This window comes from Pseudomonas sp. W17 (assembly GCF_040268305.1).
In the GTDB taxonomy this organism is placed as follows: Bacteria; Pseudomonadota; Gammaproteobacteria; order Pseudomonadales; family Pseudomonadaceae; genus Aquipseudomonas; species Aquipseudomonas protegens.
Genome location: NZ_CP158490.1, coordinates 5150309 through 5173983 on the forward strand (window position 1 = coordinate 5150309; position 23675 = coordinate 5173983).

The 23675-nt window shown below is 60.9% G+C and carries 29 protein-coding genes; 13 read left to right on the forward strand and 16 right to left on the reverse strand.

Annotation, left to right across the window (positions count from 1 at the left end; translation table 11 throughout):
- Positions 1 to 63: 63 nt before the first annotated feature.
- Both ABCR88_RS23435 and ABCR88_RS23440 read right to left on the reverse strand, forming a co-directional pair.
- On the reverse strand, positions 64 to 966 hold the full coding sequence (locus ABCR88_RS23435) for a hypothetical protein (RefSeq protein WP_350403617.1): 903 nt from the start codon (positions 964 to 966) through the stop codon (positions 64 to 66).
- The gene (locus ABCR88_RS23440) at positions 963 to 2420 is read right to left on the reverse strand and encodes a hypothetical protein (protein WP_169892177.1); all 1458 of its coding nucleotides are present in this window, start codon (positions 2418 to 2420) and stop codon (positions 963 to 965) included. Before ABCR88_RS23440 ends, ABCR88_RS23435 begins: the two co-directional genes overlap by 4 nt.
- A gap of 108 nt (positions 2421 to 2528) precedes the next feature.
- On the opposite strand from ABCR88_RS23440, the gene ABCR88_RS23445 reads away from it, so the two are divergent.
- Positions 2529 to 2771, forward strand: coding sequence for a hypothetical protein (locus ABCR88_RS23445; protein ID WP_072442860.1), 243 nt, complete (start codon positions 2529 to 2531; stop codon positions 2769 to 2771).
- A 96-nt stretch (positions 2772 to 2867) separates the two neighbouring features.
- Here ABCR88_RS23445 and ABCR88_RS23450 read toward each other — a convergent pair whose 3' ends face one another.
- Positions 2868 to 3035, reverse strand: coding sequence for a hypothetical protein (locus ABCR88_RS23450; protein ID WP_015636538.1), 168 nt, complete (start codon positions 3033 to 3035; stop codon positions 2868 to 2870).
- A gap of 415 nt (positions 3036 to 3450) precedes the next feature.
- Here ABCR88_RS23450 and ABCR88_RS23455 point away from each other — a divergent pair, with 415 nt between their 5' ends.
- Together ABCR88_RS23455 and ABCR88_RS23460 are read left to right on the forward strand one after the other, a co-directional pair.
- On the forward strand, positions 3451 to 4020 hold the full coding sequence (locus tag ABCR88_RS23455) for a peroxiredoxin (protein WP_041119394.1): 570 nt from the start codon (positions 3451 to 3453) through the stop codon (positions 4018 to 4020).
- A 72-nt stretch (positions 4021 to 4092) separates the two neighbouring features.
- Positions 4093 to 4947: a LysR substrate-binding domain-containing protein gene (locus ABCR88_RS23460; RefSeq protein WP_041119395.1), complete on the forward strand. Its 855-nt coding sequence runs from the start codon at positions 4093 to 4095 to the stop codon at positions 4945 to 4947.
- Here the strand turns inward: ABCR88_RS23460 and ABCR88_RS23465 are convergent.
- Positions 4937 to 5686: a sulfite exporter TauE/SafE family protein gene (locus tag ABCR88_RS23465; RefSeq protein ID WP_041119396.1), complete on the reverse strand. Its 750-nt coding sequence runs from the start codon at positions 5684 to 5686 to the stop codon at positions 4937 to 4939. The genes ABCR88_RS23460 and ABCR88_RS23465 overlap by 11 nt on opposite strands.
- A gap of 105 nt (positions 5687 to 5791) precedes the next feature.
- Between ABCR88_RS23465 and ABCR88_RS23470 the strand changes: the two genes are divergently transcribed.
- From ABCR88_RS23470 to ABCR88_RS23480, 3 genes are all read left to right on the forward strand, one after another.
- Positions 5792 to 6742: a LysR family transcriptional regulator gene (locus tag ABCR88_RS23470; RefSeq protein ID WP_011062535.1), complete on the forward strand. Its 951-nt coding sequence runs from the start codon at positions 5792 to 5794 to the stop codon at positions 6740 to 6742.
- Between the two features lie 76 nt (positions 6743 to 6818).
- Complete coding sequence (locus ABCR88_RS23475) at positions 6819 to 7280, forward strand: MarR family transcriptional regulator (protein WP_041120693.1); 462 nt, start codon at positions 6819 to 6821, stop codon at positions 7278 to 7280.
- Between the two features lie 218 nt (positions 7281 to 7498).
- A complete protein-coding gene (locus ABCR88_RS23480; protein WP_041119397.1) occupies positions 7499 to 7918 on the forward strand; it encodes an organic hydroperoxide resistance protein in 420 nt (139 codons plus the stop codon).
- Positions 7919 to 7989: 71 nt separating this feature from the next.
- Here the strand turns inward: ABCR88_RS23480 and ABCR88_RS23485 are convergent, their stop codons facing one another.
- Both ABCR88_RS23485 and earP read right to left on the reverse strand, forming a co-directional pair.
- On the reverse strand, positions 7990 to 8562 hold the full coding sequence (locus ABCR88_RS23485; RefSeq protein ID WP_007931398.1) for an elongation factor P: 573 nt from the start codon (positions 8560 to 8562) through the stop codon (positions 7990 to 7992).
- A 48-nt stretch (positions 8563 to 8610) separates the two neighbouring features.
- Positions 8611 to 9744 (reverse strand): elongation factor P maturation arginine rhamnosyltransferase EarP, encoded by a 1134-nt coding sequence (gene earP / locus ABCR88_RS23490; protein WP_350023069.1) that lies wholly within the window; start codon positions 9742 to 9744, stop codon positions 8611 to 8613.
- 123 nt (positions 9745 to 9867) lie between these two features.
- Here earP and ABCR88_RS23495 point away from each other — a divergent pair, with 123 nt between their 5' ends.
- The gene (locus ABCR88_RS23495; RefSeq protein WP_011062539.1) at positions 9868 to 10266 is read left to right on the forward strand and encodes a hypothetical protein; all 399 of its coding nucleotides are present in this window, start codon (positions 9868 to 9870) and stop codon (positions 10264 to 10266) included.
- Between the two features lie 2 nt (positions 10267 to 10268).
- The gene (locus ABCR88_RS23500) at positions 10269 to 10751 is read left to right on the forward strand and encodes a GreA/GreB family elongation factor (protein WP_041119399.1); all 483 of its coding nucleotides are present in this window, start codon (positions 10269 to 10271) and stop codon (positions 10749 to 10751) included.
- 12 nt (positions 10752 to 10763) lie between these two features.
- Here the strand turns inward: ABCR88_RS23500 and cysB are convergent, their stop codons facing one another.
- The 5 genes from cysB to ABCR88_RS23525 form a co-directional block, all read right to left on the reverse strand.
- On the reverse strand, positions 10764 to 11738 hold the full coding sequence (gene cysB / locus ABCR88_RS23505) for an HTH-type transcriptional regulator CysB (protein ID WP_011062541.1): 975 nt from the start codon (positions 11736 to 11738) through the stop codon (positions 10764 to 10766).
- Positions 11739 to 11849: 111 nt separating this feature from the next.
- On the reverse strand, positions 11850 to 12350 hold the full coding sequence (locus ABCR88_RS23510; RefSeq protein ID WP_011062542.1) for a universal stress protein: 501 nt from the start codon (positions 12348 to 12350) through the stop codon (positions 11850 to 11852).
- Between the two features lie 95 nt (positions 12351 to 12445).
- The gene (locus ABCR88_RS23515) at positions 12446 to 13351 is read right to left on the reverse strand and encodes a 5'-nucleotidase (RefSeq protein ID WP_232641653.1); all 906 of its coding nucleotides are present in this window, start codon (positions 13349 to 13351) and stop codon (positions 12446 to 12448) included.
- 31 nt (positions 13352 to 13382) lie between these two features.
- Entirely contained in the window at positions 13383 to 14339 is a 957-nt protein-coding gene (locus ABCR88_RS23520) for a putative 2-dehydropantoate 2-reductase (protein ID WP_236183913.1), read from the reverse strand.
- The gene (locus ABCR88_RS23525; RefSeq protein WP_011062545.1) at positions 14339 to 14725 is read right to left on the reverse strand and encodes a thioredoxin family protein; all 387 of its coding nucleotides are present in this window, start codon (positions 14723 to 14725) and stop codon (positions 14339 to 14341) included. Before ABCR88_RS23525 ends, ABCR88_RS23520 begins: the two co-directional genes overlap by 1 nt.
- Between ABCR88_RS23525 and ABCR88_RS23530 the strand changes: the two genes are divergently transcribed.
- Together ABCR88_RS23530 and ABCR88_RS23535 are read left to right on the forward strand one after the other, a co-directional pair.
- A complete protein-coding gene (locus tag ABCR88_RS23530) occupies positions 14724 to 15158 on the forward strand; it encodes a PilZ domain-containing protein (protein WP_011062546.1) in 435 nt (144 codons plus the stop codon). The genes ABCR88_RS23525 and ABCR88_RS23530 overlap by 2 nt on opposite strands.
- Before the next feature lie 140 nt (positions 15159 to 15298).
- Positions 15299 to 16375, forward strand: coding sequence for a 3-deoxy-7-phosphoheptulonate synthase (locus ABCR88_RS23535; RefSeq protein WP_011062547.1), 1077 nt, complete (start codon positions 15299 to 15301; stop codon positions 16373 to 16375).
- 60 nt (positions 16376 to 16435) lie between these two features.
- Here ABCR88_RS23535 and ABCR88_RS23540 read toward each other — a convergent pair whose 3' ends face one another.
- Complete coding sequence (locus tag ABCR88_RS23540) at positions 16436 to 16717, reverse strand: GNAT family N-acetyltransferase (RefSeq protein ID WP_011062548.1); 282 nt, start codon at positions 16715 to 16717, stop codon at positions 16436 to 16438.
- Between the two features lie 641 nt (positions 16718 to 17358).
- Between ABCR88_RS23540 and oprI the strand changes: the two genes are divergently transcribed.
- On the forward strand, positions 17359 to 17610 hold the full coding sequence (oprI, locus tag ABCR88_RS23545; RefSeq protein WP_003448337.1) for an outer membrane lipoprotei OprI: 252 nt from the start codon (positions 17359 to 17361) through the stop codon (positions 17608 to 17610).
- Between the two features lie 125 nt (positions 17611 to 17735).
- Here the strand turns inward: oprI and ABCR88_RS23550 are convergent, their stop codons facing one another.
- The 3 genes from ABCR88_RS23550 to ABCR88_RS23560 all read right to left on the reverse strand — a co-directional run bounded on the left by ABCR88_RS23550 (position 17736) and on the right by ABCR88_RS23560 (position 19800).
- Positions 17736 to 18710: a L,D-transpeptidase family protein gene (locus tag ABCR88_RS23550; RefSeq protein WP_041119403.1), complete on the reverse strand. Its 975-nt coding sequence runs from the start codon at positions 18708 to 18710 to the stop codon at positions 17736 to 17738.
- Positions 18711 to 18844: 134 nt separating this feature from the next.
- Positions 18845 to 19138, reverse strand: coding sequence for a hypothetical protein (locus ABCR88_RS23555; RefSeq protein WP_007931378.1), 294 nt, complete (start codon positions 19136 to 19138; stop codon positions 18845 to 18847).
- A 56-nt stretch (positions 19139 to 19194) separates the two neighbouring features.
- Positions 19195 to 19800 (reverse strand): arylesterase, encoded by a 606-nt coding sequence (locus tag ABCR88_RS23560; RefSeq protein ID WP_019092884.1) that lies wholly within the window; start codon positions 19798 to 19800, stop codon positions 19195 to 19197.
- 10 nt (positions 19801 to 19810) lie between these two features.
- Between ABCR88_RS23560 and ABCR88_RS23565 the strand changes: the two genes are divergently transcribed.
- A complete protein-coding gene (locus ABCR88_RS23565; RefSeq protein WP_011062551.1) occupies positions 19811 to 20494 on the forward strand; it encodes an ABC transporter ATP-binding protein in 684 nt (227 codons plus the stop codon).
- Positions 20494 to 22998 (forward strand): ABC transporter permease, encoded by a 2505-nt coding sequence (locus ABCR88_RS23570; RefSeq protein ID WP_350403618.1) that lies wholly within the window; start codon positions 20494 to 20496, stop codon positions 22996 to 22998. The genes ABCR88_RS23565 and ABCR88_RS23570 overlap by 1 nt, the downstream gene beginning before the upstream one ends.
- A 33-nt stretch (positions 22999 to 23031) precedes the next feature.
- On the opposite strand, the gene greB is transcribed toward ABCR88_RS23570, so the two are convergent.
- Positions 23032 to 23505: a transcription elongation factor GreB gene (gene greB, locus ABCR88_RS23575; protein WP_011062553.1), complete on the reverse strand. Its 474-nt coding sequence runs from the start codon at positions 23503 to 23505 to the stop codon at positions 23032 to 23034.
- Positions 23506 to 23675 lie beyond the last annotated feature (170 nt).

The window sequence follows — 23675 nt, forward strand, 5'->3', positions numbered from 1 at the left end:
CTTATGCAATACATCTCAGGGTTTGATGCCATGGTTCCCTGCCGATGTTCCCAGGAACCGCTTTCAGATCCGGTAATCCCCCGGCCAGCCGCCCAGTGGGTCGCGACCGAAACCATCGAGGCTGGCCGCCGCCGACTCTTCACAGGCCAGCAGGCTGTAGCCGCCAAGATCATCGGGCAGCGGCAGAGCCGAAGGGGGAGTCAGGACAATGGACGGGTGCAGTTGCCCGAGCAACTCTTGCACCGTGCTGCTGACCGCGGGCCGGGCGCCGTTGATGGCCAGCACCGCCGCCTGCGGGGTCAGGGCTTCGGCAAGGACGGTGTAGCCGTGGTTGCTGCAACTGACCGGCAACCGGTGTTCCTGGCGCTGTTCCTCGATGACGCGGGCCGGCTGCTCCTCCACCGACAGGACCACCCCGCAACAACCGGTTGCAGCAATGATCCGTGCGTCCGGGTAGCGGTTGCGCAGGCTGATGTAGGTGGACTGCTTGCCGGTGAGCACGATCAGGCCATCGCGCCCATGAAACTGCCGCACCAGCTCTGCCGAGGATTCCTCACTGACCCGCAGCCAGTCCTTTACGCCAAGCACGGCCGCCAACTCGCCAATCACTACACTGGCCTCCTGATAACGGTCGTGACGCACCGACACCGTGGTGGGTATGCCCATCAAGGCAAAGGGCGCGGCGCGGCGGATTGCATGCAGACAAAAGCCGTAATAGGGCAGCAGGCACAGGACTTCCTGGCCATAGCCCTGGCCCGCCCCCTGGTCGTCCAGGCTCTCCCTGGCGCGGATCAGCCCCCAGCGAAACAGCGACAGGAGCTCGCCATGCAACACATCACGCCACTTTTCCAGCGCCATCCTGGGTTCCGGCAAGCGCCTGGCCAGGGCCTCGAAGTCATCACGCTCGAATAACAATTCCTGCAACTGCGCCAGGGGCTCCAGGTTCTGGAAATAGGGCTGGTTCATGTTGCGCTCCAGGCCTGGCGCTGCAGCACCGCGTCCTTGCCGGTGCAATAGTGCTGGCGGATGCCATCCAGAAAGCTCCAGGCCAGTGACGGCAGCATGGCCGCACGCGCCACCGAGTCACGGCCCACGTCGCCCCGCGCCAGCAGATACTCGATGTTGAGCGACGGCCGCTGATCGTGGCCCAGCTCGTCATCCAGTTCGTCATGGGCTGCCATGGCCCCCAGCAACGCTGCACAGCGCGGGTTGTTGGCGGACACCTGCGAGTAGAAACGCAGGTGACGATCATCGCCACGGCATTCGCTCAGGCTTTTTTGCAGATAGGTCGAACCGATCAGGTAGCCCTTCCAGTCATGCCGTGCCAGATCGCTGAGATAACCGACAAAGGCAGTGGTGGTCGGCAAGGGTCGCATCGCTTCCGGGCGCCGGACTCCCAGTTCACGCAACCTGGGCTTGAGGATGTCGCAGTGGGTCAGCTCATCCTGCAGGTGCTGCAACAGGTTTTCGCGGATCCGCGCATCCGCACAGGCGGCAATGGCCGGGCTGACATGTCGGGTCGCCGAGGCCAGGTAATGATAGTTCTCCAGCATGTAGCCGATGATCAGCTCATCCGCGCAGCCCTCGGTCATCTGTTGCCACAGGCCGTGGCCGTCCACCGATACCAGCCAGTCGGTGGTCATCTGTTCGATGGCCGCCACACTCTCGGCGCTGGAGCTCTGGCCATTGAGCAACTGCTCATGCACCTGGCTGATCAGTGCGCCAAAAGGCGCCGGGCTCATGACCAGTTGCGTCATTCGCGGCCCCAGGGCATAGCAGGATGCAACGACGGTATCGGCAGGGTTGTCATCGCCGGAACGCTCACCGTTGACCAGGCTCATCACACTGGACGGCCAGACCGGCAGGCCCTGGAAAATTTCCACGTCCAGGGGCGAATCAGCGGCGTGCAACAGTTGGTCCAGCCCCTCCTCGGCCACCAGTTGGGCCGCGGTGACAATGGAGCTGGCACATCCCTGCTCCAGCGCAGTCAGCCAGCGGTAGATCATTTCGCTGAGGCTGCAGACTGCATTGAGCACCGTGGCCACCACCGGCGCGGGATAGCAGTCCTGGGTGCGCACGGCCTTCTTCCAGTTATCCGAATGCCCATACTGGATGTCGGTGGAAAAATGCCCCAGCACCTTGTCTGTCGCCTTGCGGCTCAACAGGTTGTGGCCCACCAGCAACTCATGCCAACCCAGCACCGCCTCCTGCTCCACCGAGGAGTGCTCCATGAAACCGGAGCAGGCCGCCGACACCAGCTCGCCCATGGCCGCGATCTGCCGGGACAGGTGAATCCACTCCAGGGTTGCGGGCAAAGGCCGGGCCAGCCTGACCATGTCGCCGGAACAGCCGATCAGCTCCAGGGCCTCATTGAAGAACTGCGCATGATCCCACTCCTCCAGCGCATGCCTGGACAGCATCAGGGAGATCGGCGACAACCCTATGCCCGGGCTGACCGAGGGGCACATCCTCGAGGCCGCGGCAGCCAGGTAGTGCCGGGTTTCCAGGATATAAGCGTAGAGCGCAGCTTGATCACCCTCTCTTATCTTTCGCCAGATGGGGTGACCATAAACAAACTCTTCCGCAGCGGTATATTGCTCGTTCAGCAGAAAAATAACTTCTTCCGCATTGAACTGGGCGCCCAGCGCCGACAAGTTGAGACTCTGGGCAATGCGTTCGACAATAAAAGCATTATCACTAAGTGTAGAGATAGGCGCTTCCAGACTTCCCAGCAGCAGTACCGAGTGACTGCCGATAGTGCTGCGCGCTAAAAATGGAGGGCTACGCAACGGTTCAGATATATCGATATGAGTAGTTCGAGTAGTGAGGTCCATTTCTGATCCTGCCCTCCAAAGCGTTAGCGTCATTTACTCGACGATGGCTGCCCTAAGTTGCTTCGCCGCCTTCTCCGTACGTTCCACCAGGCCCACCAGCGCCTTGAGGTCTTCCGGCGCCAGCTTGCCGGCTTTGAGCTTGGTCTTGAGCTGTGTCAGCTCGGCAGTGGTTGGCTCAGTGTGTTCCGCTTTCACGTTCATGAAAGGACCCTCCAAAGTTGGTCGCAATCCCAGTACAGACCATCTGTACATGGCAAGCGCAACACTAGTAGCGGATGTTTCTTTAGGCAAACCCAAACAACCACAAAGTTGACCATTAATCGGCCCAGGGCATATTCATTGATTTTTATCGCGCAGCGAAATTAGCAACCAACAACTTATAGCCAACATTCCAGACCTTTTTTGAAAACTTATAGCCAGCACCGATAAGGCTTATCGCCAATAAAACAGCACAACTAAAGCCAAAGACAAAACCAATAAAAGCCACGAGCATTAATTGCTGGATCGAGCATCATTTATCCGCAGTACTACTTGAACTGGAGGAGCACTATCGACACTCTGTTATCCAGCTATCCCTATTGCGATTGCCCAGCGCTACTGATCAGGAGGAAGCGTCATGAGAGACATGCTGAGCGTGGACTGGTCGCGTATCCCGCCCCCCCAGGACGATGGCGCAGCCCGTCACTTGCAAGGCCTGCACTTGCCCGGGCTACGACTGCCCGCCACCTCGGGCGAAGGGGTCGACCTGTCGACGTTGCCCGGCACAACGGTGCTCTATGTCTACCCGCGCATGGGACGACCGGATTTGCCGCTGCTGGAGGGCTGGGACATGACCCCCGGCGCCCGCGGCTGTACCCCGCAGTCCTGCGGCTTTCGCGACCTGGCCGAGGAACTCGCGGCCGCCGGGGCGGCGAACCTGTTCGGCCTCTCGACCCAGGACAGCGACTATCAACGTGAAGCCGTCGAGCGGCTGCACCTGCCCTTTGCCCTGCTCTCCGATGCACAGGGGCAATTGACCGAAGCCCTGGGGCTGCCGATGTTCGAATTGAACGCCACCCGTTTCCTGAAACGCCTGACTCTGATTCTCAAGGCCGGGCAGATCGAAAAGGTGTTCTACCCGGTGTTTCCACCGGACCAGAACGCCCGGCAGGTGCTGGCCTGGCTGCAAGCGCAACGCCAGGGATGACGCCATGGCCTTGCGAGGAATAAGATCAGGCCCAGGAATGCTTCCCGCCCCATGCATCTCAGGATTTGATCAATGTCCCAGTTCCCCAGCATCGACACCGAAGTGCTGCGCACCTTCGTCGCCATCGCCGATGAAGGCGGTTTTACCCGGGCTGGAGAACGGGTCAACCGCACCCAATCGGCGGTGAGCATGCAGATGAAGCGCCTGGAAGAGGACGTGCTGCAACGCCAGCTGTTCCAGCGCGACGGACGCCAGGTCAAGCTGACCGCCGAGGGTCAAGTACTGCTGGGCTATGCCCGGCGCATCCTGAAACTGCATAGCGAAGTGTTCAATACCCTGCGCGAACCGCACATGGTGGGGCTGGTGCGCATCGGCACGCCGGATGACTATGTGATGCGTTTTCTGCCGGGGATTCTGTCGCGCTTCGCCCAGAGCTACCCGCTGATCCAGATCGAAGTGCATTGCGAATCGTCCAAGCAACTGCTGCAACGCCAGGACCTGGACCTGACCATCGTCACCCGAGAGCCGGGCAGCGAGATCGGCCAACTCTTGCGCAAGGAGCGCTTCGTCTGGGCCGTGGCCCAGTGCTTCACGCCCCATGAACAGACGCCACTGCCGCTGGCGATGTTCAACAGCGACTGCTTTTGCCGGCTGTGGGCCTGCAACGCCCTGGATGCCATCGGCCTCGACTATCGCATTGCCTACAACAGCTCCAGCCTGTCGGCAATCATGGCGGTGGTCAGCGCCGGGCTGGCGATCACCGCGCAGCTGGAAAGCCTGATCACGCCGGACCTGCGCATCCTCGGCGAGAACGAAGGGCTGCCGGAGCTGCCCGAGGCCAGCATCATGCTGCTGCGCAACCTCAACCAGCCCTCGCCCATCACCGAATGCCTGGCCGAACACATCGTCGAAGGCTTCAAACTTTAAACGCCAGCATCACCGCACACACCACCAGGAAGCCGCAGAACAGGCCGCGCAACAGCCGCTCAGGCAAGGCGTGGGCGACCTTGACCCCCCAACTGATGCTCAGCAAGCCACCGGCTGCCAGCGGCAGACCGATCGCCCAGTCCACCTGATGGTGAAAGCCATAGGTCACCAGGGTGACCCCGGTGCTGGGTAGCGCCAGCGCCAGGGACAAACCCTGTGCTACCACCTGGGTGGTGCCGAAGACACTGGTCAGTACCGGCGTGGCAACCACTGCGCCCCCCACCCCGAACAGCCCGCCCATGGCCCCGGAAGCGGCGCCCAATACCCCGAGCCAAGGCCAGGGGTAACGCATCTCGTTGCTGGCCGGGGTACTGGCCATGAACATGCGCAGCAGGTTGTAGGCCGACAGCACCAGAAGAAAGGCGACAAAGCCGATGCGCATCTTCTGTGCATCGATGCCCACCGCCCAGATCGAGCCCAGCCAGGCGAAACTGAACCCCATCAGGGCCAGGGGCAAGGCGTGGCGCGCCTCTATGCGGTTGCGCTGGTGATAGCGCCACAGCGCGAGTAGCACATTGGGTACAACCATGACCAGCGCCGTGCCCTGGGCAATCTGCTGGTCCAGGCCAAACAGCACGCCGAGCACCGGAATCGCGATCAAGCCGCCGCCAATACCGAACAGCCCGCCCACCGTACCCAACGCCGCGCCCAACAACAGATACATCATCAACTCGATCACAACCGCTCTCCTCACCTGAGAGCTGCATGCTACGCAGTCGGCCCTGGCACGGAAACGCATAGCAACGCACAATGGCTTTGCCGTTTTCGCATAAGCGAGCTGACCATGAATCCCAATACACTGACCGAACAACTGGGGCTGTTTCTTGATGTGCTGGAGGCGGGCAGCTTTTCCGCCGCGGCACGCCGCCATCCGCTGACGCCCTCCGCCGTGGCCCGACGCATCGACAGCCTGGAAAACGCCGTGGGCACCACTCTGTTCATGCGTACCACCCACGCCGTGGTCGCCACCGCCGCAGGCCAGGCCTTTGCCGAACGGGCCCGGCGTATCGTCGCCGAGCTGCAACTGGCTCGGGCCGAGGCAGTTTCCCTGAGCCATGCCCCGGAGGGCCTGATCCGCATCGACGCCCCCGCTGCCTTCGGGCGCCGCCACCTGGCGCCGGCCATTGCCGATTTCCTGGTGCTCTACCCCGGGCTGGATGTGCAGTTGCACCTGATCGACAGCTTTGTCGACATGCAGGGCTCCCACCTGGGCAAGGTCGACCTGGTGCTGCGCGCCGGCCAGCGCGTGGACACTCGGATGGTCGCCACCTCCCTGGCCAGCATCGTGCGTATCGCCTGTGCCAGCCCCTCCTACCTGAAAAGCCGCGGCACCCCCAGCCACCCCGCCGAACTCAGCCAGCACGACGGCCTCGACTGGGATGGCCTGGCACCGCTGTTCGCCTGGCGCTTCGAGCTTGACGGCCAGGTGCAGAGCCATCGTCCGCAGCGTATACGCCTTGGTGCCAATAACGCTGAAGCCCTGCTTTCCGGGGCCCTGGCCGGGCTGGGCATTGCCCACCTGCCCACCTGGCTGGTGAGTGAATACCTGCTGCGCGGCGAACTGGTACCTCTGTTCTGCGAAGGCGGCCTGCCCAAGCCGGAAACCGCCGGCATCTACGCCTTGCGCATGGAACAGCACCCCAATGCCCGTAGCCGCCTGCTGCTGGAGTACCTGAAAAGCCGCTTCAGCCCGGTTCCGCCCTGGGACCTGGCATTGCAAAGCGCGATGGGCTGAGACCTGAGGAAAATTATCTGGCGCATTAAAGACTCGCCCGCTAGATTCATGACCATTAATGATCAAGGCCGCCAACATGACCACCGAACGCTCCCCCCTGGACTCCTGCGATCAACTGCTGCTGGACAACCAGGTGTGCTTTGCCCTGCACTCCACCTCGCTGATGCTGACCAAGGTCTACAAGCCTCTGCTGCAGAAGCTGGGGCTGACCTACCCGCAGTACCTGGCGATGCTGGTGCTCTGGGAACGGGACGGGCTGACGGTCGGCGAGATCAGCCAGCGTCTGCTGACCGACCCCGGGTCCCTGACCCCGCTGCTCAAGCGCCTGGAGGCCGAAGGTCTGCTCAGCCGCACCCGCAGTCGGGAAGATGAGCGGGTGGTGATTGTCCAACTGACAGAAAAGGGCCGGGTGCTGCACGAGCAAGCCCGGGACATTCCCCAGTGCATCCTCGGGGCCAGCGGCCGGAGCGTGGAGCAATTGCGTCAGTTGCAGGAAGATTTGCAGGTGTTGCGCGGGCATCTGCAGGACAGTCTTTGACGCTTTGCTGGCAAGCCAGCCCCCTACGGCTGGGGCTAGGCTCTCGACCGAAAAAATATCTTTTTCAGAATCAATGAGTTATCCATTACTCAAGGCTAATGGAGGGGTTTTCAGCAAAATTTATCTTGCGCACTAAATATTAGCGAGATACATTTATTTCGCACTTACTTGGCGCGCAAATAATTAGCGCGAAAATAACCTGACACGAGGCTTCCACCATGCAAACTCTCTACACCGCCGTTGCAACCGCCACCGGTGGCCGTGATGGCCGCGCTGTTTCCAATGACCAGCTCCTCGACGTCAAACTGGCCACCCCCAAGGAACTCGGTGGTGCCGGTGGCCAGGCGACCAACCCTGAACAGCTGTTCGCAGCCGGTTACTCGGCCTGCTTTATCGGTGCCCTGAAGTTCGTCGCCAGCCAGAGCAAGCGCAAGATCCCGGACGACGCTTCGATCACCGCCCATGTCGGCATCGGCCAGATCCCCGGCGGCTTCGGCCTGGATATTGACCTGCATGTGAGCCTGCCCGGCCTGGCTCTGGACGAAGCGCAAAGCCTGGTGGATGCCGCGCATCAGGTCTGCCCCTACTCCAATGCCACCCGTGGCAATGTGGATGTGCGCCTGCACGTTACGGTCTGAAACGGCAAATTCCAGGCATAAAAAAGCCCGACTCAAGGTCGGGCTTTTTCGTCTACAGGGGCGAGCCAGGTTTAAACCTTAGCGCGGCCTTTGTAGGAACCGCCTTCGCGGGTATCGATCTCGATCATGTCGCCGATTTCGATGAAGTCCGCAACGCTCAGCTCGGTACCGTTTTTCAGTTTGGCAGGCTTCATCACCTTGCCCGAAGTGTCGCCGCGAGCGGAACCTTCGGTGTAGTCAACCTGGCGCACGATGGTGGTCGGCAGGTCAACGGAAACCAGACGGTCTTCGAAGAACACAGCTTCGCAAACGTCGGTCATGCCTTCTTCGATGAACGGCAGAACCGCTTCGATGTCTTCGGCGTTCAGCTCGTACATGGTGTAGTCAGTGGTGTCCATGAACGTGTAGGTGTCGCCGCTGATGAACGACAGGGTCGCTTCTTTGCGATCCAGGATCACGTCGTCCAGTTTGTCGTCCGCACCGTAAACGGTTTCGGTCTTGTAACCGGTCAGCAGGTTCTTCAGCTTGGTCTTCATGATCGCGCTGTTACGACCGGACTTGGTGAATTCAGCCTTCTGAACCAGCCAAGGATCGTTGTCGATACGGATCACGGTACCGGGTTTGAGTTCTTTACCAGTTTTCATTGCGAATATCCGAATTTGGATGGGATTTACAAAAATCTAGGCCGCGTATCATATCCAATTTAGGTAAAACTGCACCAGCGCCGCAGCAAGATCGGGCTGGGAGCCTTGTTCCAGACACCATTGCTCGGCGTGCGCGGCGACTTCCGGCCAGTATTGCAGCAGGTTTTTCCAGGGCTCAGCCATCGATGCTTCGCTGTTCCAGGCCTGCCACAGGGCCAGTACTGCCGCCTTGGCCCCCGGGGAAAGGGTGCGGGTATAGAGGCCGAGAAAAGCTTCGAGCTTGTCCAGGTGGATGTCTTCATCCTGGCGATAGATGTGCCAGAGCATCGGACGCCCGGCCCATTGCGCCCGAACGAAGGAGTCCTCCCCGCGCACCGCGTTGAAGTCGCAGCACCAGAGCAGCCGGTCGTAATCCTCCTGGCGCACGAAGGGCAGCACCTGAACGGTCAGCGACTGGCGTACCTGGGGACAGCCCAGCGCCAGCGGTTCCTCTCCCAGCCAACGCTGCACATCGGCCAGAACGCGGCCTTCGGGCACCAGCAGATGAGTCGGCTGCCCGTCGTCGGCCAGGGCCTGCAACCAACTGGCAACCCCGGCATTTTCGTAGGCGAACAGCGAGATCAAGCGACTGCCGGCAACAGGCGATACGCCCAGGGATTTCAGGAAATCCAGCCGGGCCTGGGGCCTGCCCTGGAAATCCCGGCGCTGCTCGAGCAGCCCGGCCTCGCGCAGCAAGCCGCCGGTATCGGCCTGGAATCCGGGAAAGAAGAAGTACTTCTGCACCCCGCGAAACTTCACGGAAGGCAGGCCATGGCACCCGCCGACCCAGTCCTCGGCGCTCAGGTAGTCCAGGTTCAGCCACAGTGGCGCACGCGCACGGTCGGCCATGGCGTCCATGTAGGCGTGGGGCAACTGGCAGGCGAAAGCCGCGATCACCACATCGGCCGCCGCCTCGTCCGGCCACTGGGCGGGCCAGTGCCGCACCTGGACGCCATCCTGAATCTGGCTGGCCTTTTGGCTATCGATCTGCGGGCAGATCTTTTCGAAAGCGCGCAAATCATCGACCCACAGTCGCACCACACATTGATGCTCGGCCACCAGTTGCCGGGCCAGGCGCCAGGTCACGCCGATGTCGCCGTAGTTGTCGACCACGCTGCAGAAAATATCCCAGGAGGCTTTCATTCCACTCCCCGATTGGCAAAGGCGCCGATTGTCCGCATAAATGGTCCTGCGCAGAAGAGCCAACCGCGATTATCTTCGTGCGACAATCGGCCCTTGCCCAACACCGCCCGCCAGGAGGCAGCCATGTCCCATCGTCCCACCGCACGTCGCTCCTTGCGCATCAGTTTCAACTTCCTGGCGCTCACCGCCAGCATTGCCCTGGGCCTGTGGCTGGGTTTCCTGGCGATCGCCCTGACCTGCTGGCTGGCCTCGCACTACCTTTTCAGCCAGCAATTGGCTCCGGTCGCACAAGCGGTGCAGCAGTTGGCAAAACCACCGGTGGCCGCGCCACCCGAGCCACAGAACCGAATGTTCGAGCAGTACCAGGAAAACCTGCGCAAGAACGAGGAACTGCAATCCCTGGACAACGCCCGCAGCAACCTGCGCAACCTGTCCAACCCCAAATGCCAGTTCTGGTTGCAGCAGGACCAGACCGCGCCGAGCGAAAAAAGCCGGGCCAACGTCCTGCAATTCTGTAATTGACCATGAATAAACAGTCCGTCTGCCAACTGATTCTGCAACAGCTCCGGGACGACCTGGAGGTCGCGGTGCGGGCGGCACAAACCGCTTACGAAACCGCCACCCACGAAGAAAATATCGCCGAGAACAAGTACGACACCCTGGGGCTGGAAGCTTCCTACCTGGCCGCCGGCCAGGCTCGACGGGTCGAGGAAATCCGCCAGGCCCTGGGCCTCTGGCAGAACCTGAGCCTGCGCCCTTATGACCCGCAGAAGGGGATTCAGATCGGTGCGCTGTTGGGGCTGGAAGATGAAAACGGCCAAGAACAGTGGCTGTTTCTCGGCCCGGATGGCGCGGGCCTGAAGGTCTACGTGGTGGGGCAACTGGTGACCGTCATCACCCCCCGCTCGCCCCTGGGCAACAGCCTGCTGGGCAAGTTCGAGGACGATGAGGTGGAGATCGTGGTGGCGGGCGCCCGGCAACAGTTCACTGTCACCGAGGTCCGCTAGGCAGGCTGGGGATCAGTGGACCGGCAATTCGACGCCGTCGAACAGCTCTTCCAGCTCCTGCTTGTTATGGCAGGCAATGGCCTTGGCCATGACTTCGCGGGTCAGGTGCGGGGCGAACTTCTCGATGAAATCGCACATGAAGCCACGCAGGAAAGTGCCGCGACGGAAACCGATCTTGGTGATGCTCGATTCGAACAGTTCACTGGCATCCAGCACCACCAAGTCGCTGTCGAGCTTGGTGTCGACCGCCATCTTGGCCACGATGCCCACGCCCAGGCCAAGGCGCACATAGGTCTTGATCACGTCGGCGTCGGCAGCGGTGAATACCACCTTGGGCGTCAGGCCGCGATGGCTGAAGGCTTCGTCCAACTTGGAACGACCGGTAAAACCGAACACGTAAGTGACGATCGGGTACTCGGCCAGGGTTTCCAAGGTCAACTTCGGCAGCTTGGTCAGCGGGTGGCCCTGAGGCACTACCACGCAGCGGTTCCAGCGATAGCACGGCATCATCACCAGGTCACCGAACAACTCCAGGGCCTCGGTAGCGATGGCGAAATCCACAGTGCCGTCAGCGGCCATTTCGGCAATCTGCATCGGCGAACCCTGATGCATGTGCAAGGCCACATCCGGGTACTGCTTGATAAAGCTGCTGATCACCGGTGGCAAGGCGTAGCGCGCCTGGGTGTGAGTAGTGGCGATGGACAGGGTGCCCTTCTTCTCGTTGGAGAACTCCTGGGCGATCTGCTTGATGCTTTCGACCTTGCGCAGGATCTCGCCGGCGGTGGTGATGATGCGCTCGCCGGCCGGGGTCACTCGGGTCAGATGCTTGCCACTGCGGGCAAAGACCTCGACCCCGAGTTCGTCCTCGAGCAGACGGATCTGCTTGCTGATACCCGGTTGCGATGTGTAAAGGCTTTGCGCGGTAGCGGAGACGTTGAGGTCGTGGTGCGCCACTTCCCAGATGTAGCGCAATTGTTGAAGCTTCATATCAATCCCTCAAAGCAGGTAGACGCCACGGGTATCAGCGACGGTATATAACTATATTAATGGTCAGGAGAATAAATCTAGAACTTTTATTCAGAATTTTCCATTCCATCCTCAGGTATCGCCCTGACGTCGACGCTGCACCAGAGGCACCAGGTAAACCGGGACTTTGGCCAGTTGCAGAACTCGCGTTGCGGTACGCCCCAAAGGCGTTTGCGCCCCCACCCCATGGCTGTGACTTCCTACGATCAGCAAATCCACAGAGAGTTTCCCCGCCTGCTCCAGAATCACCTGGGACGGGTCCCCCTGAAGCACCCGCACCGACTGGATCAAGGTCAGGTCCTGCATCCCCTCCCCCAGCTCCTCGCGAAAACTGTCCAGCACCCGTTGCTCTATATTGGCCATCACTGTATTCAGGCCCTGGCGGTGAAACTCATTCAACGACTGCTCATCCAGGTAACTCTGCAACACTGATTCGGCGAACAGGCCCATGGGCTCCACGGCGTGCACTACATGTAAGTCGGCATTGAACGTTCGAGCCAGCTCCAGGGCATGTTGCATCACAAAGGGCGCATACAGACCGAGGTCAGTGGCATACAGCATCGAACGAATCATATGACCTCCTCAACTGCCAAGATGGCGGAGATTGATTCAGCTTAGCAGTGCCTGGAACTGTGGGAGGTCCGAGGAAAAACCACGGATTTTAGGACTCAAGCCTTGGTTTCGTTGCTCACGCCGTGCGGCACGTGACCGGTGGCGACCACTTCGCGAGCCAGCTCGCAGTGACCGGCCTGGTCGTCGAAGAACACGTCGGCTGCAAAGGCTTCGAGGAAGGCGGCTTTTTCCAGCCCGCCAAGGAACAGCGATTCGTCCAGGCGGATGTTCCACTCGCGCAAGGTGCGGATTACCCGCTCATGGGCCGGCGCGGAACGGGCTGTCACCAAGGCGGTACGGATCGGACTGGCCTCATCGGAAAACTCTCCCTGCAGCAGGTTGAGTGCCGCCAGGAACCCCTTGAACGGCCCGCCCGGCAACGGCTCTCGTGCCGACTGCCGCTCACTGGCCTGGAATGCCTCCAGGCCGCCGGACTGGTAGATACGCTCCGAATCATCGGAAAACAGCACCGCATCACCGTCGAACGCGATGCGCAGTTCGCCATTTTCAGCGCGCCGGGTGCCGCCGGACAGAATGGTTGCCGCAGCAAAGCCGGCCTCTAGTGCACTGCGCACATCATCGGCATGGGTGGAGAGAAACAGGTCGCTGCCAAAGGCCGCCAGATAGGGATAAGGGCTGCGCCCGCCGACGAAGGCTGCGCGGGAAATGCCCAGGCCGTAGTGCTCGATCGAGTTGAACACGCGCAACCCGGTGTCGGCACTGTTGCGCGAGACCAGTACCACCTCGACCCGGGCTCGGCCCAGGCTGGCATTGAGGCTGAGGAGTTTCTTGACCAGAGGGAAGGCATCACCGGGCTCGAGGACTTCCTCTTCATGTTCGATCTGGTACTGCCGATAGGCCTCGACCCCCTGGGCCAGATAGACCTTGTGGCTTTCGCCCAGGTCGAACAGCGCCCGCGACGAGATCGCCACCACCAGCTTGCCATCCAGGCCCTTTGCCATATTTCATCCCCTTAAAGGTAATAAGCCCAACTCAGGCGTGGTGCCGGTCGATGAAACTCAAGGCCTGGTACAACGCCTGGATCTTCGGCAGCTCACAACCTGCGGCCCGCGCTGCCGCCAAGGGTGCAGCATAGATAGCTGCCAGTTCCAGAGGACGCTGGTGCAGGAAGTCATGGTACATGCTGGGCCAGTAATCCGGCATGAGCTCGGTGGACTTGAACAGTTGCTGCGCATAGGCCGCAGGGATGACATGCCCGCAAGCCGCCGCCCCCTGCAGCACTTCCTGCATCAGGTCCTGGATCAGCTCGCGGCTGGCGGGGTCGGCCATCAGTGGCGTGGTACTGGCTCGGAGCAGAACCGACAGGCCGTTATACGGGACGTTCCACACCAGCTTCTGCCAGCGCGCCTGCTGCAGGTTGCCCATGGCCTGGGAATCGAGCCCCGCCTCGCGAAACAGCGCGGCGCCCTCCTCGACTATCGCCTGGCTCAGGGTCGCATCGGCACTGGCCGGGCCACTGTGGTAACCCAGGTTTACCGCGCCAAGCGCCTGGTGCTCGATCTGCCCGGGCCCGGCGCGGTGCACACAGATAAAGCACAAGCCGCCCAGAAGGTGCAGCGAATCGGGAAGCACCGCGCGCAGATCATCTTCGACATCCAGCCCATTCTGCAGCACCAGAACCTTGGCATCGGTGGCCGCGGCCTGAATGATCGCCGGCGCCAGATCAAGGTTGCTGGTGGTCTTGGCGCCCACCAGCAGCCAGTCGCAAGGCGGCATCTGCTCGGCATTGGCGTAGGCCTGCGCCGGCTTCAACGTCAGCTTGCCGTGCTGGCTGCTGTTGACTTGCAGCCCATGCTCGAGCACTGCCGGATATTCGCTGCGCAATAAAAAGTGCACGTCGAAACCGGCACGAGCCAGCATCACCCCGTAAAAACCTCCGATCGCTCCGGTCCCGATAATGCCTACACGCGGTTTACGGCCTGCACCCATCAAGGCAACTCCTCTGGTATTCGATTAAGCGCCTGACGCAGGCTCTCGCTGAGATCCTGCTGCGTCAGGCGCGACTGTAGCGCTCCATGAAACTCACCGTCGCGGACCACGAACAAAGCCGGCAAGTGGAACACCTGATAGCGCTGAACCGCACCGCCATTGTCGCCCGCATCGACCCAGCAAAGACGGTCGATGGGTAGCTCCAACTCCGGCAACCGCGCCCGGGCCCAACGGCAACTGGAACAGCCGACACTGGTGAAAACAACCAGGGAAACGCCGCCCAGGCCCAGTAATTGCTGGTCGATATCGAAATCGGTCAGTTCCAATTCGAGCACTATACTGGGGGAAACAATGTCAAATGGACGACACTCGGAGTCTGCGGTCATGGGACGTTTTCTGCCTCATCCTGATGATGTTCCGGTTGAACTGACCTTGCGCAAGCACGCCTGTATTTCACGCCAACGGTTGCACACTATCAGCCTCGGTGGCATGGCGTGCAATTACCACCGTGCCTGGCGCCGCGGTACCGCGCTGGAGGTGTACATGCCAACGTTGGGGGATAACGCCCGTTACAACGGCTATGTCGCCTGGTGCCTAAAACGCAAGCGTGGCTACCTGGTGGGCATCGCTTTCGTCGACGAACAAACGCTGTTCGGCGCGCGCATGGGTGAGCAGGTGTGCCAGATCGCCCGCTACTGTCGCCTGCATGAACCTCAGAGCGAACAGCAATGCATTGAGGCGCTGGCGCTGGATTGGGTCGAGCAGCACGCAGAAGACTATTCCGAAGACCGTGTGCACCAGGCTTTTGTGCAGCCATAGCCCAATAAAACCGCCACCTGCCCATTGTAGAGTCACCGGCTAACGCGCTAAGGTTCCGCTCCCCGACGCGCTCAAATCCGCTGTGCTCCGCCGCGCGGGGATCGCTGGCGGCCGGCACCCGTGACCTGACGAGTAACACGATGGCTGATTTACCGATCAACGACCTTAACGTCGCCTCCAACGAGACCCTGATCACCCCTGATCAACTCAAACGAGACATCCCGCTGAGCGACACCGCCTTGCGCACCGTGACCAAGGGTCGCGAAGTGATCCGCAATATCCTCGACGGCACTGATCACCGCCTGTTCATCGTCATTGGGCCCTGCTCGATCCACGACATCAAGGCAGCCCACGAATACGCCGAGCGGCTCAAGGCTCTGGCGGCTGAAGTCTCCGACACCCTGTACCTGGTGATGCGCGTTTATTTCGAGAAACCGCGGACCACCGTCGGCTGGAAAGGCCTGATCAACGACCCTTACCTGGACGACTCGTTCAAGATCCAGGATGGCCTGCACATTGGTCGCCAGTTGCTGCTGGACCTGGCTGAAATGGGCCTGCCTACTGCCACCGAAGCCCTGGACCCGATCTCCCCGCAATACTTGCAGGACCTGATCAGTTGGTCGGCCATCGGTGCACGTACCACCGAATCCCAGACTCACCGCGAAATGGCTTCGGGCCTGTCCTCGGCCGTGGGCTTCAAGAACGGCACCGACGGTGGCCTGACTGTGGCAATCAACGCCTTGCAGTCGGTTTCCAGCCCTCACCGTTTCCTGGGGATCAACCCCCAGGGCGGCGTGTCGATCGTCACCACCAAAGGCAACGCCTACGGCCACGTGGTACTGCGCGGCGGCAACGGCAAGCCCAACTACGACTCGGTCAGCGTCGCCGTCTGCGAGCAGGCCCTGAGCAAGGCCAAGATCAAGCCGAACATCATGATCGACTGCAGCCACGCCAACTCCAACAAAGACCCGGCACTGCAGCCGCTGGTCATGGAAAACGTGGCTAACCAGATCCTCGAGGGCAACCAGTCGATCATCGGCCTGATGGTGGAAAGTCACTTGAACTGGGGTTGCCAGGCGATTCCGAAGAACCTGTCGGAACTGCAGTACGGCGTATCGATCACCGATGCCTGCATCGACTGGGAAAGTACCGAGAAGACCCTGCGCGGCATGCACGCCAAGCTCAAGGACGTCTTGCCGAAACGCGATCGCAGCTGATCCTTTCCTGCAGACACAAAAACGCCGGGCCAAGCCCGGCGTTTTTCATGGTCGCCCCGGTCAGAGCTTTGCTGCGTGGCGCTGATGACGCTCCATATAGCGCTCTACGTACGAGCAGGACGGAATCACTGTGTAGCCCATGCGTTCGGCGTACTCCAGCGCCTGCTCGGTCAACGCCGCGGCAATACCACGCCCACGCAGTGCGTTGGGCACGAAAGTGCGATAGATATCCAGGGTCTGCTTACCCAGGTCCATATAGGTCAGGTAGGCACGATGACCGTCCACATTGGTCTCGAACTGATGACCAGCCTGGTCATGGTGGATGGACAACGCCTCGCTCATCACTACTCCTTGCGGGTCTGGAATGCTGACCCCTACCTTACCGATGTTTTTCCGGCGAAGGAACAACTTACGCCACCTCGTGCCTGTCGGCCGCCCGTAGAAGCTCTCGCTCTTGCGCCATCAGCACGTTACAAAATATAGGCGCCATTGGCACAAATGCTCAAGCCACACTCGTCACAGATCGGCGCAAAACCTTGTTGAGGCTGAGTACGAGCCTTAGTCGGGATCGATACCTAAACGTCTTGAGACGGTACATCGCCGGATGCTGAAACATAAGACGAGCGCCGCCTCTTAAAGTCACCCACAAGATGCTTAAACATAGGTTCAGGGCTGAACAAATTCTGAAGAAAAGTGCAGTCGACACAATATAGACCGACTTTAGCCTAGGCTCTGAAACAGCGCCCGGAAACTCCGATAACGATGCTGGCAAACAAGCAGCATTCGGCCCCGGAGCTTCGCCGCTGAATATTTTTTATACAACCCGCTAAAAAGTTGCTCGAAAAAGAAACAGCGCCTAGAATTTTTTTTGCTTCTTGCGCTACGTCAGTTTACTTACTACAAGTAATGGGTAGTATGTACGCCGGCTATTTCCTCACTCTGAGGTGATAGCTACTAATAGAAAGTCCTTGAAGGGGAACACGATGAACAACGTTCTGAAATTCTCTGCTCTGGCTCTGGCCGCAGTTCTGGCTACCGGTTGCAGCAGCGTATCCAAAGAAACCGAAGCTCGTCTGACTGCTACTGAAGACGCAGCAGCTCGTGCTCAGGCTCGTGCAGACGAAGCCTATCGTAAAGCTGATGAAGCTCTGGCTGCTGCTCAAAAAGCACAACAGACTGCTGACGAAGCTAACGAGCGCGCTCTGCGTATGCTGGAAAAAGCTAGCCGCAAGTAATAGTCCCTCGGGATTGTTATCGAGCCGATCCATTTTTGGATCGGCTTTTTTATTGCCCGGAGTTCTTCACCGGCAATAAAAAACCCGCCGCTACTAGCAGGTATCGGCGGGTTGCACTTAAGCGCTTACTGCTGCAAATCGTAGGTCGCGTTGGACATTGTTGTCACAGGCGCTGTCGTCGGCACGGCGATCTCCACCGGCAAGCCATCTTCGGCTGCCACTACATCACGCACCACATCCCAGTTCATGCGCAGGTTGTTAGCCAGGTCCTCACGCTTGAGCAAGGCATTGATCACTGCAGTGTGCTTGTCGACCACCGAAGGATTGCCTTTGTCATCCAACGGCGTATGAGCTTCCAGGTAGACTTTCCCGCCGCTGATACCGAACTTGTACGGATCGTTGATGATGCGCACCGAAGTTCCCACTGGCACCATGCCGGCCATTTCCAGCACGTTGTTGTTGAGCATGCGGAAACAGCCGTGGCTGGTGCGCATGCCGATACCGAACTTCTTGTTCGAACCGTGAATCAGGTAACCCGGCGTGCCAAGTGTGAACTTGAATGGCCCCAAGGGGTTGTCCGGCCCGGCCGGTACCACGTTCGGCAAGGGGTCACCGTCGGCGGCATGCTCGGCCTTGATCGACGCCGGGGGCGTCCAGGTCGGATTCGGGGTTTTCGCGGTAATGCTGGTGTGCGCGATAGGTGACCCCCAGCCTTCACGACCAATACCCAGCGGGAAGGTGTAGACCACGTTCCGACCCTTGGGGTAGTAGTACAGTCGATACTCGGCCAAGTTGATCACGATGCCTTCGCGCGGCCCGGGCGGCAGAATGAAACGCGTAGGCAGGATCACCTCGGTGCCCGCCCCCGGCAGCCATGGATCGACCCCCGGGTTGGCCGCGACCATTTCCAGGTAACCCAGGTCGTAGGTCGTGCCCAGGTCGGCGAAGGTATCCTCGTACTTGGCCTTGATCACCTGTACCTGGCCGACGATGTCTTCACCCGGCGGCGGTAGAGGCAATTCCAATGCGGCAACAGGACCGGCCACACACAAGGCGGCGAGTATCAGGCAGCGGGTGACGACAGGGAGGCGGGGCAACATCCGGATAATCCTTCGCATGAACAACGAATGAAAGAAACACGATTGTACACCCCGCCCTCCGGCTTCGGCAGCCAGGCCGGGGAGACAAGCGCAGACACATGAATTCCCTGTCGAAACGGCCTGCTGGCGACCGCCTACAACTCGAAACGCAGCTCAGGCCAGATTGGCGGAGTGCCACGTTTTTGCGACTCCAGAATCGCCCGGCACAACGGGCAGAGTCGCTGGTCCTGAAAAATCGTCCGATCCACGCTCGACCAGCGCGGTTGCGCGGGCAACAAAGTGCCGCACAAGGTGCGGTCGGCAGAGCCGCCCAACTCCAATTGACGCGTCACCAGATGCACCCGAACTTCCTGGCAGGCGAACAGGTCAAGCTGCTCATCAGGCTCGATCAGTTGATAGGCAAACAGGGACCAGGCGGGACGCGGCATCGGGGGCTCCAAATCGGGGGCGCCACATTAGCCGAAACACTGTCACTAGAAAAGCGTCAAAGCAGCGGTTTTAGCGTCGGCCAGACATTTTCCAGCAACTTGCCCTGGGCCGCTGCCGCAGGGTGCAGACCGTCTGCCTGCATCAGTTCGGGATGCCCCCCGACCCCGTCAAGAAAAAACGGCACCAAGGCCACCTTTTTTTCGCTGGCCAACTGGCTGTAGACCTGGGAAAAGGCCTGGGTATAGCGCACGCCATAGTTGGGCGGCAATTGCATGCCTAAAAGCAGCACCTTGGCACCCTGGGCCTGGGAGCTGTCGATCATCGAAGCAAGATTTTGTTGCAATTGCCGGGGCGGCTGGCCGCGTAAGCCATCGTTACCCCCCAACTCGAGAATCACCACTTCAGGCTTATGCTCTGCAAGCAGCGCCGGCAGCCGCGCCTGGCCCCCGGCACTGGTGTCACCACTGACCGAGGCATTGACTACCCTGTCGTTAAAACCCTGGTCCTTGAGCCTCTTTTCCAGCAGGGCTACCCAGCCCTGACGGGTATCCAGGCCGAAAGCCGCACTGATACTATCGCCAACGATCAGGACCGTACCCGCCGCTGCGTTCTGGGCCATGCACATCAAGGCCAGGCCGGCACTCAAAAACCATACACGCATCGGATTCTCCATGGGCGCAAGCATTCTCACTGCGCGGAACCTTAGCAAAGTGGTTCCCAGCGCGGAAGGTGAACTGACCATCCTGCATGAACTCAGCCTCGAGCTGAACCAGGGCGACAGCCTGGCCATCGTCGGCGCCTCCGGCTCCGGCAAATCGACCCTGCTGGGCTTGCTGGCGGGGCTCGACCTGCCCAGCAGCGGCGAAGTCACCCTCGCCGGCCAGGCCCTGAGCCAGCTGGACGAGGATCAGCGGGCCCGTATCCGGGCCGAGCATGTAGGGTTTGTCTTTCAGTCCTTCCAATTGCTCGACAGCCTCAATGCCCTGGAAAACGTCATGCTGCCCCTGGAGCTGGACGGCCGTCGCGATGCCCGCGAGCGGGCCACCGAACTGCTGCAGCGGGTTGGCCTTGGCCAGCGCCTTAGCCACTCGCCACGCCAGCTTTCCGGTGGCGAACAACAGCGGGTAGCCATTGCCCGGGCCTTCGCTGCCGAACCCGATGTGCTGTTTGCCGATGAACCCACCGGCAACCTCGACAGCCATACCGGTGAACGCATCAGTGACCTGCTGTTCGAACTCAACAAGGAAAGCGGCACCACCCTGGTGCTGGTGACCCATGATGAACGCCTGGCCCATCGTTGCCGGCGCCTGATCCGTCTTGAAGCGGGCCTGCTGGTCGCCCCTCTGGAGCCCTGATGGCACGTCTGCCGCTGCCGCGCCTGTTCAGCCTCGCTGTCCGCCAACTGTTGCGCGATGCCCGTGCCGGAGAGTTGCGGGTACTGTTCTTCGCCTTGCTGGTAGCGGTTGCGGCCAGCACGGCCATCGGCTACTTCGGTGCACGCTTGAACGGCGCCATGCTGTTACGCGCCACCGAGTTCCTCGGCGCCGATCTGCTGCTGGAAGGCAGTTCCCCAGCACGCCCGGAGCAGCTCGACAGCGGCCTGAAACTGGGGCTGGATCATGCGCGGATAGTCGAGTTCTCCAGCGTCATTGCCACCGACAATGCGATCCAGCTCTCCAGCATCAAGGCCGTCGACGAAGCCTACCCCCTGAGGGGGCAGCTCAAGAGTGCCGCAGCCCCTTATGGGGTCGAGGAGCCCGGCGGCGGTCCCGCGCCCGGAGACGCCTGGGTCGAACCGCGCTTGCTGACTGCGCTGGACCTCAAGATCGGCGACAGCATCGACGTCGGCATGAAAACCTTGCGCCTGGCCAGGGTACTGACCTACGAGCCTGACCGGGCCGGCAACTTCTACAGCCTGACGCCCCGGGTCCTGATCAACCTGCAAGATCTGCAAGCCACCGGCGTGGTCCAGCCTGGCAGCCGGGTCAGCTTCAAGGAACTGTGGCGCGGACCGGCTCCGGCGCTTGAGGCCTATCGTCATCAGATCAAGCCGGCGCTGGCCGCCAACCAGCGGCTGCAGGATGCCCGCGATGGTAACCAGCAGATCGGTGGAGCCCTGGGCAAGGCCGAACGTTATCTGAACATGGCCAGCCTGGTAGCGGTGCTGCTGTCAGGGGTTGCAGTAGCCTTGTCGGCCAATCGATTCGCCGCGCGACGCTTTGATGCCAGCGCCCTGCTTCGCTGCCTGGGCCTCTCACGCCGGGAAACCATGCTGCTGTTCAGCGTGCAGCTGGGCGTTCTGGGTCTGCTGGCCAGCCTCAGTGGGGCGTTACTGGGATGGCTGGCCCAGCTCGGCCTGTTTTACCTGCTACATGACCTGCTGCCCAACGACGTACCACCCGGGGGGTTGCTACCCGCCATCGCGGGCATCGGTACCGGGCTCGTAGCCCTGGCCGGATTCGCCTTGCCGCCCCTGGCTGCGCTGGGACGGGTGCCGCCGCTGCGCGTACTGCGGCGCGACCTGCTGCCAATCCCCTCCAGCACCTGGATGATCTACGGCGCCGCTCTGTTGGCCCTGGGCCTGATCATGTGGCGCTTGAGCCTGGACCTGGTGCTGACCTTCGCCCTGCTGGGCGGTGGCCTGCTGGCGGCACTGGTATTGGGTGGCTTGTTGCTGCTGCTGTTGCAAAGCCTGCGGCGTCTGCTGGCCCGCGCCGCCCTGCCGTGGCGCCTGGGCCTGGGCCAGTTGCTGCGTCACCCCCTGGCTGCGGCCGGGCAATCCCTGGCTTTCGGCCTGATTCTGTTGTCCATGGCGCTGATTGCCCTGCTGCGGGGCGAACTGCTGGACACCTGGCAAAACCAATTGCCGAAAAATGCCCCCAACTACTTCGCACTGAACATTCTGCCGGCGGAAAAACAGGCCTTCAGCGAGCGCCTGGTGCAGCTCTCCGCCCCTTCGGCGCCCTTGTACCCCGTGGTTCCGGGGCGCCTGGTGAGCATCAATGGCGAGCCGGTAAGGGAGATCGTCAGCAAGGATTCCAGCGGTGATCGGGCTATACAACGCGATCTGAGCCTGACCTGGGCCGCCGATCTACCCAGCGGCAACAGCATTATCGAGGGCAGTTGGTGGTCAGCCCAGCCGGATGACGGGTTGCCCGGCGTCTCGGTCGAGGCCAAGGTGGCGCAGAGCCTGAAGCTGAAGCTGGGTGATCACCTGACCTTCACGGTCGCCGGCGCCAACCGGGAGGCCCGGGTCACCAGCCTGCGCAGCATCAACTGGGACAACTTCCAGCCAAACTTCTTCATGATCTTCCAACCGGGCACCTTGAAGGATCTGCCCGCAACCTACTTGACCAGCTTCTACCTGAGTCCTGGTCACGATCAGCAGATTGTCGAGCTGTCCCGGGCCTTCCCGGCAGTGACCATCATTCAGGTCGAAGCCCTGCTGGAACAACTGCGCAGCATCCTGGCCCAGGTCACCCTGGCGGTGGAATATGTGTTGCTGTTTGTCCTGGCGGCAGGAATGGCAGTGCTGTTTTCCGGGCTCCAGGCCACCCTGGACGAACGCATTCGCCAGGGGGCGCTGCTGCGTGCCCTCGGGGCCGAGCGGCAACTGCTGGTGAAGGCCCGGCGGATCGAGTTCGGCCTGCTGGGTGCAGTCAGCGGCCTGCTCGCGGCACTGGGGTGCGAACTGGTCAGCCTGGTGCTCTACCGGTTCGCTTTCGATCTGCCCTGGCACCCGCATCCATGGCTGTTACTGTTGCCTCTGGTGGGGGCGCTGCTGGTAGGCGGGGCGGGAGTTTTCGGTACCCGTCGAGCACTGAACGCCAGCCCGCTGAATGTATTGCGCGAAGGTTGAAAGCCCAAGGCTCGCCTGCCCAGGTCGGCGAGCCTACTTCACATAATCGATCTGGTTGATCCACCAGCAGGTTTCACCTGCCGGGGTGTGGACAACGGCCTCGTCACCCACTTCCTTCTTCAGTAACGCCCTGGCCATGGGCGAATCGATGGAGATGTAGTCCTTGCGCAGGTAGATCTCGTCGTAACCGACGATACGAAAGCGCTTGATCTCGGCCGCCTCGTTTTCGACTTCGACCCAAGCACCAAAGAACACCCGTCCCTCCTGTTCCGGCGCGTAGGAAACCACCTTCATGTCTTCCAGGCGCTTGCGTATGTAGCGCACCCGACGATCGATTTCCCGCAGAAGCTTCTTGTTGTACTGATAGTCCGCATTCTCGCTGCGATCGCCCAGCGAGGCCGCCCAGGTGACCTTCTGCGTGATATCCGGGCGCTTCTCCCGCCATAAATAGTCCAGCTCTTGTTTCAGAGCGTCGTAACCATCCTGTGTGATGAGCTTGGTACTCAATTGGCTAATCAGCCTCCAGCCTTATGCATGCTGCGCATTAGTTGTATGAACCGACAAAGCCGGCACGTCATGAGCGGCATCTGCCACCGATCTATGGACATCACTATCAGATTTGTCCGATTTAGATTTCAGAGAGGTCAGCCAATCATAGGGCCAAACAACCGAGCCGT

Bases quoted from the DNA above. Each gene is read 5' to 3' on its own strand.
- ABCR88_RS23555 (WP_007931378.1), bottom strand. From the start codon at position 19,138: ATGCCGCGTCCCGCCTGGTCCCTGTTTGCCTATCAACTGATCGAGCCT.
- ABCR88_RS23535 (WP_011062547.1), top strand. From the start codon at position 15,299: ATGGCTGATTTACCGATCAACGACCTTAACGTCGCCTCCAACGAGACC.
- ABCR88_RS23485 (WP_007931398.1), bottom strand. From the start codon at position 8,562: ATGAAAACTGGTAAAGAACTCAAACCCGGTACCGTGATCCGTATCGAC.
- ABCR88_RS23510 (WP_011062542.1), bottom strand. From the start codon at position 12,350: ATGATTCGTTCGATGCTGTATGCCACTGACCTCGGTCTGTATGCGCCC.
- ABCR88_RS23480 (WP_041119397.1), top strand. From the start codon at position 7,499: ATGCAAACTCTCTACACCGCCGTTGCAACCGCCACCGGTGGCCGTGAT.
- ABCR88_RS23455 (WP_041119394.1), top strand. From the start codon at position 3,451: ATGAGAGACATGCTGAGCGTGGACTGGTCGCGTATCCCGCCCCCCCAG.
- ABCR88_RS23440 (WP_169892177.1), bottom strand. From the start codon at position 2,420: ATGCTGTCCAGGCATGCGCTGGAGGAGTGGGATCATGCGCAGTTCTTC.
- ABCR88_RS23470 (WP_011062535.1), top strand. From the start codon at position 5,792: ATGAATCCCAATACACTGACCGAACAACTGGGGCTGTTTCTTGATGTG.
- ABCR88_RS23565 (WP_011062551.1), top strand. From the start codon at position 19,811: ATGGGCGCAAGCATTCTCACTGCGCGGAACCTTAGCAAAGTGGTTCCC.
- ABCR88_RS23540 (WP_011062548.1), bottom strand. From the start codon at position 16,717: ATGAGCGAGGCGTTGTCCATCCACCATGACCAGGCTGGTCATCAGTTC.
- ABCR88_RS23530 (WP_011062546.1), top strand. From the start codon at position 14,724: ATGGGACGTTTTCTGCCTCATCCTGATGATGTTCCGGTTGAACTGACC.
- ABCR88_RS23450 (WP_015636538.1), bottom strand. From the start codon at position 3,035: ATGAACGTGAAAGCGGAACACACTGAGCCAACCACTGCCGAGCTGACA.
- ABCR88_RS23435 (WP_350403617.1), bottom strand. From the start codon at position 966: ATGAACCAGCCCTATTTCCAGAACCTGGAGCCCCTGGCGCAGTTGCAG.
- cysB (WP_011062541.1), bottom strand. From the start codon at position 11,738: ATGAAGCTTCAACAATTGCGCTACATCTGGGAAGTGGCGCACCACGAC.
- ABCR88_RS23560 (WP_019092884.1), bottom strand. From the start codon at position 19,800: ATGCGTGTATGGTTTTTGAGTGCCGGCCTGGCCTTGATGTGCATGGCC.
- ABCR88_RS23500 (WP_041119399.1), top strand. From the start codon at position 10,269: ATGAATAAACAGTCCGTCTGCCAACTGATTCTGCAACAGCTCCGGGAC.
- ABCR88_RS23515 (WP_232641653.1), bottom strand. From the start codon at position 13,351: ATGGCAAAGGGCCTGGATGGCAAGCTGGTGGTGGCGATCTCGTCGCGG.
- ABCR88_RS23570 (WP_350403618.1), top strand. From the start codon at position 20,494: ATGGCACGTCTGCCGCTGCCGCGCCTGTTCAGCCTCGCTGTCCGCCAA.
- ABCR88_RS23550 (WP_041119403.1), bottom strand. From the start codon at position 18,710: ATGTTGCCCCGCCTCCCTGTCGTCACCCGCTGCCTGATACTCGCCGCC.
- oprI (WP_003448337.1), top strand. From the start codon at position 17,359: ATGAACAACGTTCTGAAATTCTCTGCTCTGGCTCTGGCCGCAGTTCTG.
- earP (WP_350023069.1), bottom strand. From the start codon at position 9,744: ATGAAAGCCTCCTGGGATATTTTCTGCAGCGTGGTCGACAACTACGGC.
- ABCR88_RS23520 (WP_236183913.1), bottom strand. From the start codon at position 14,339: ATGGGTGCAGGCCGTAAACCGCGTGTAGGCATTATCGGGACCGGAGCG.
- ABCR88_RS23495 (WP_011062539.1), top strand. From the start codon at position 9,868: ATGTCCCATCGTCCCACCGCACGTCGCTCCTTGCGCATCAGTTTCAAC.
- ABCR88_RS23460 (WP_041119395.1), top strand. From the start codon at position 4,093: ATGTCCCAGTTCCCCAGCATCGACACCGAAGTGCTGCGCACCTTCGTC.
- ABCR88_RS23525 (WP_011062545.1), bottom strand. From the start codon at position 14,725: ATGACCGCAGACTCCGAGTGTCGTCCATTTGACATTGTTTCCCCCAGT.
- ABCR88_RS23475 (WP_041120693.1), top strand. From the start codon at position 6,819: ATGACCACCGAACGCTCCCCCCTGGACTCCTGCGATCAACTGCTGCTG.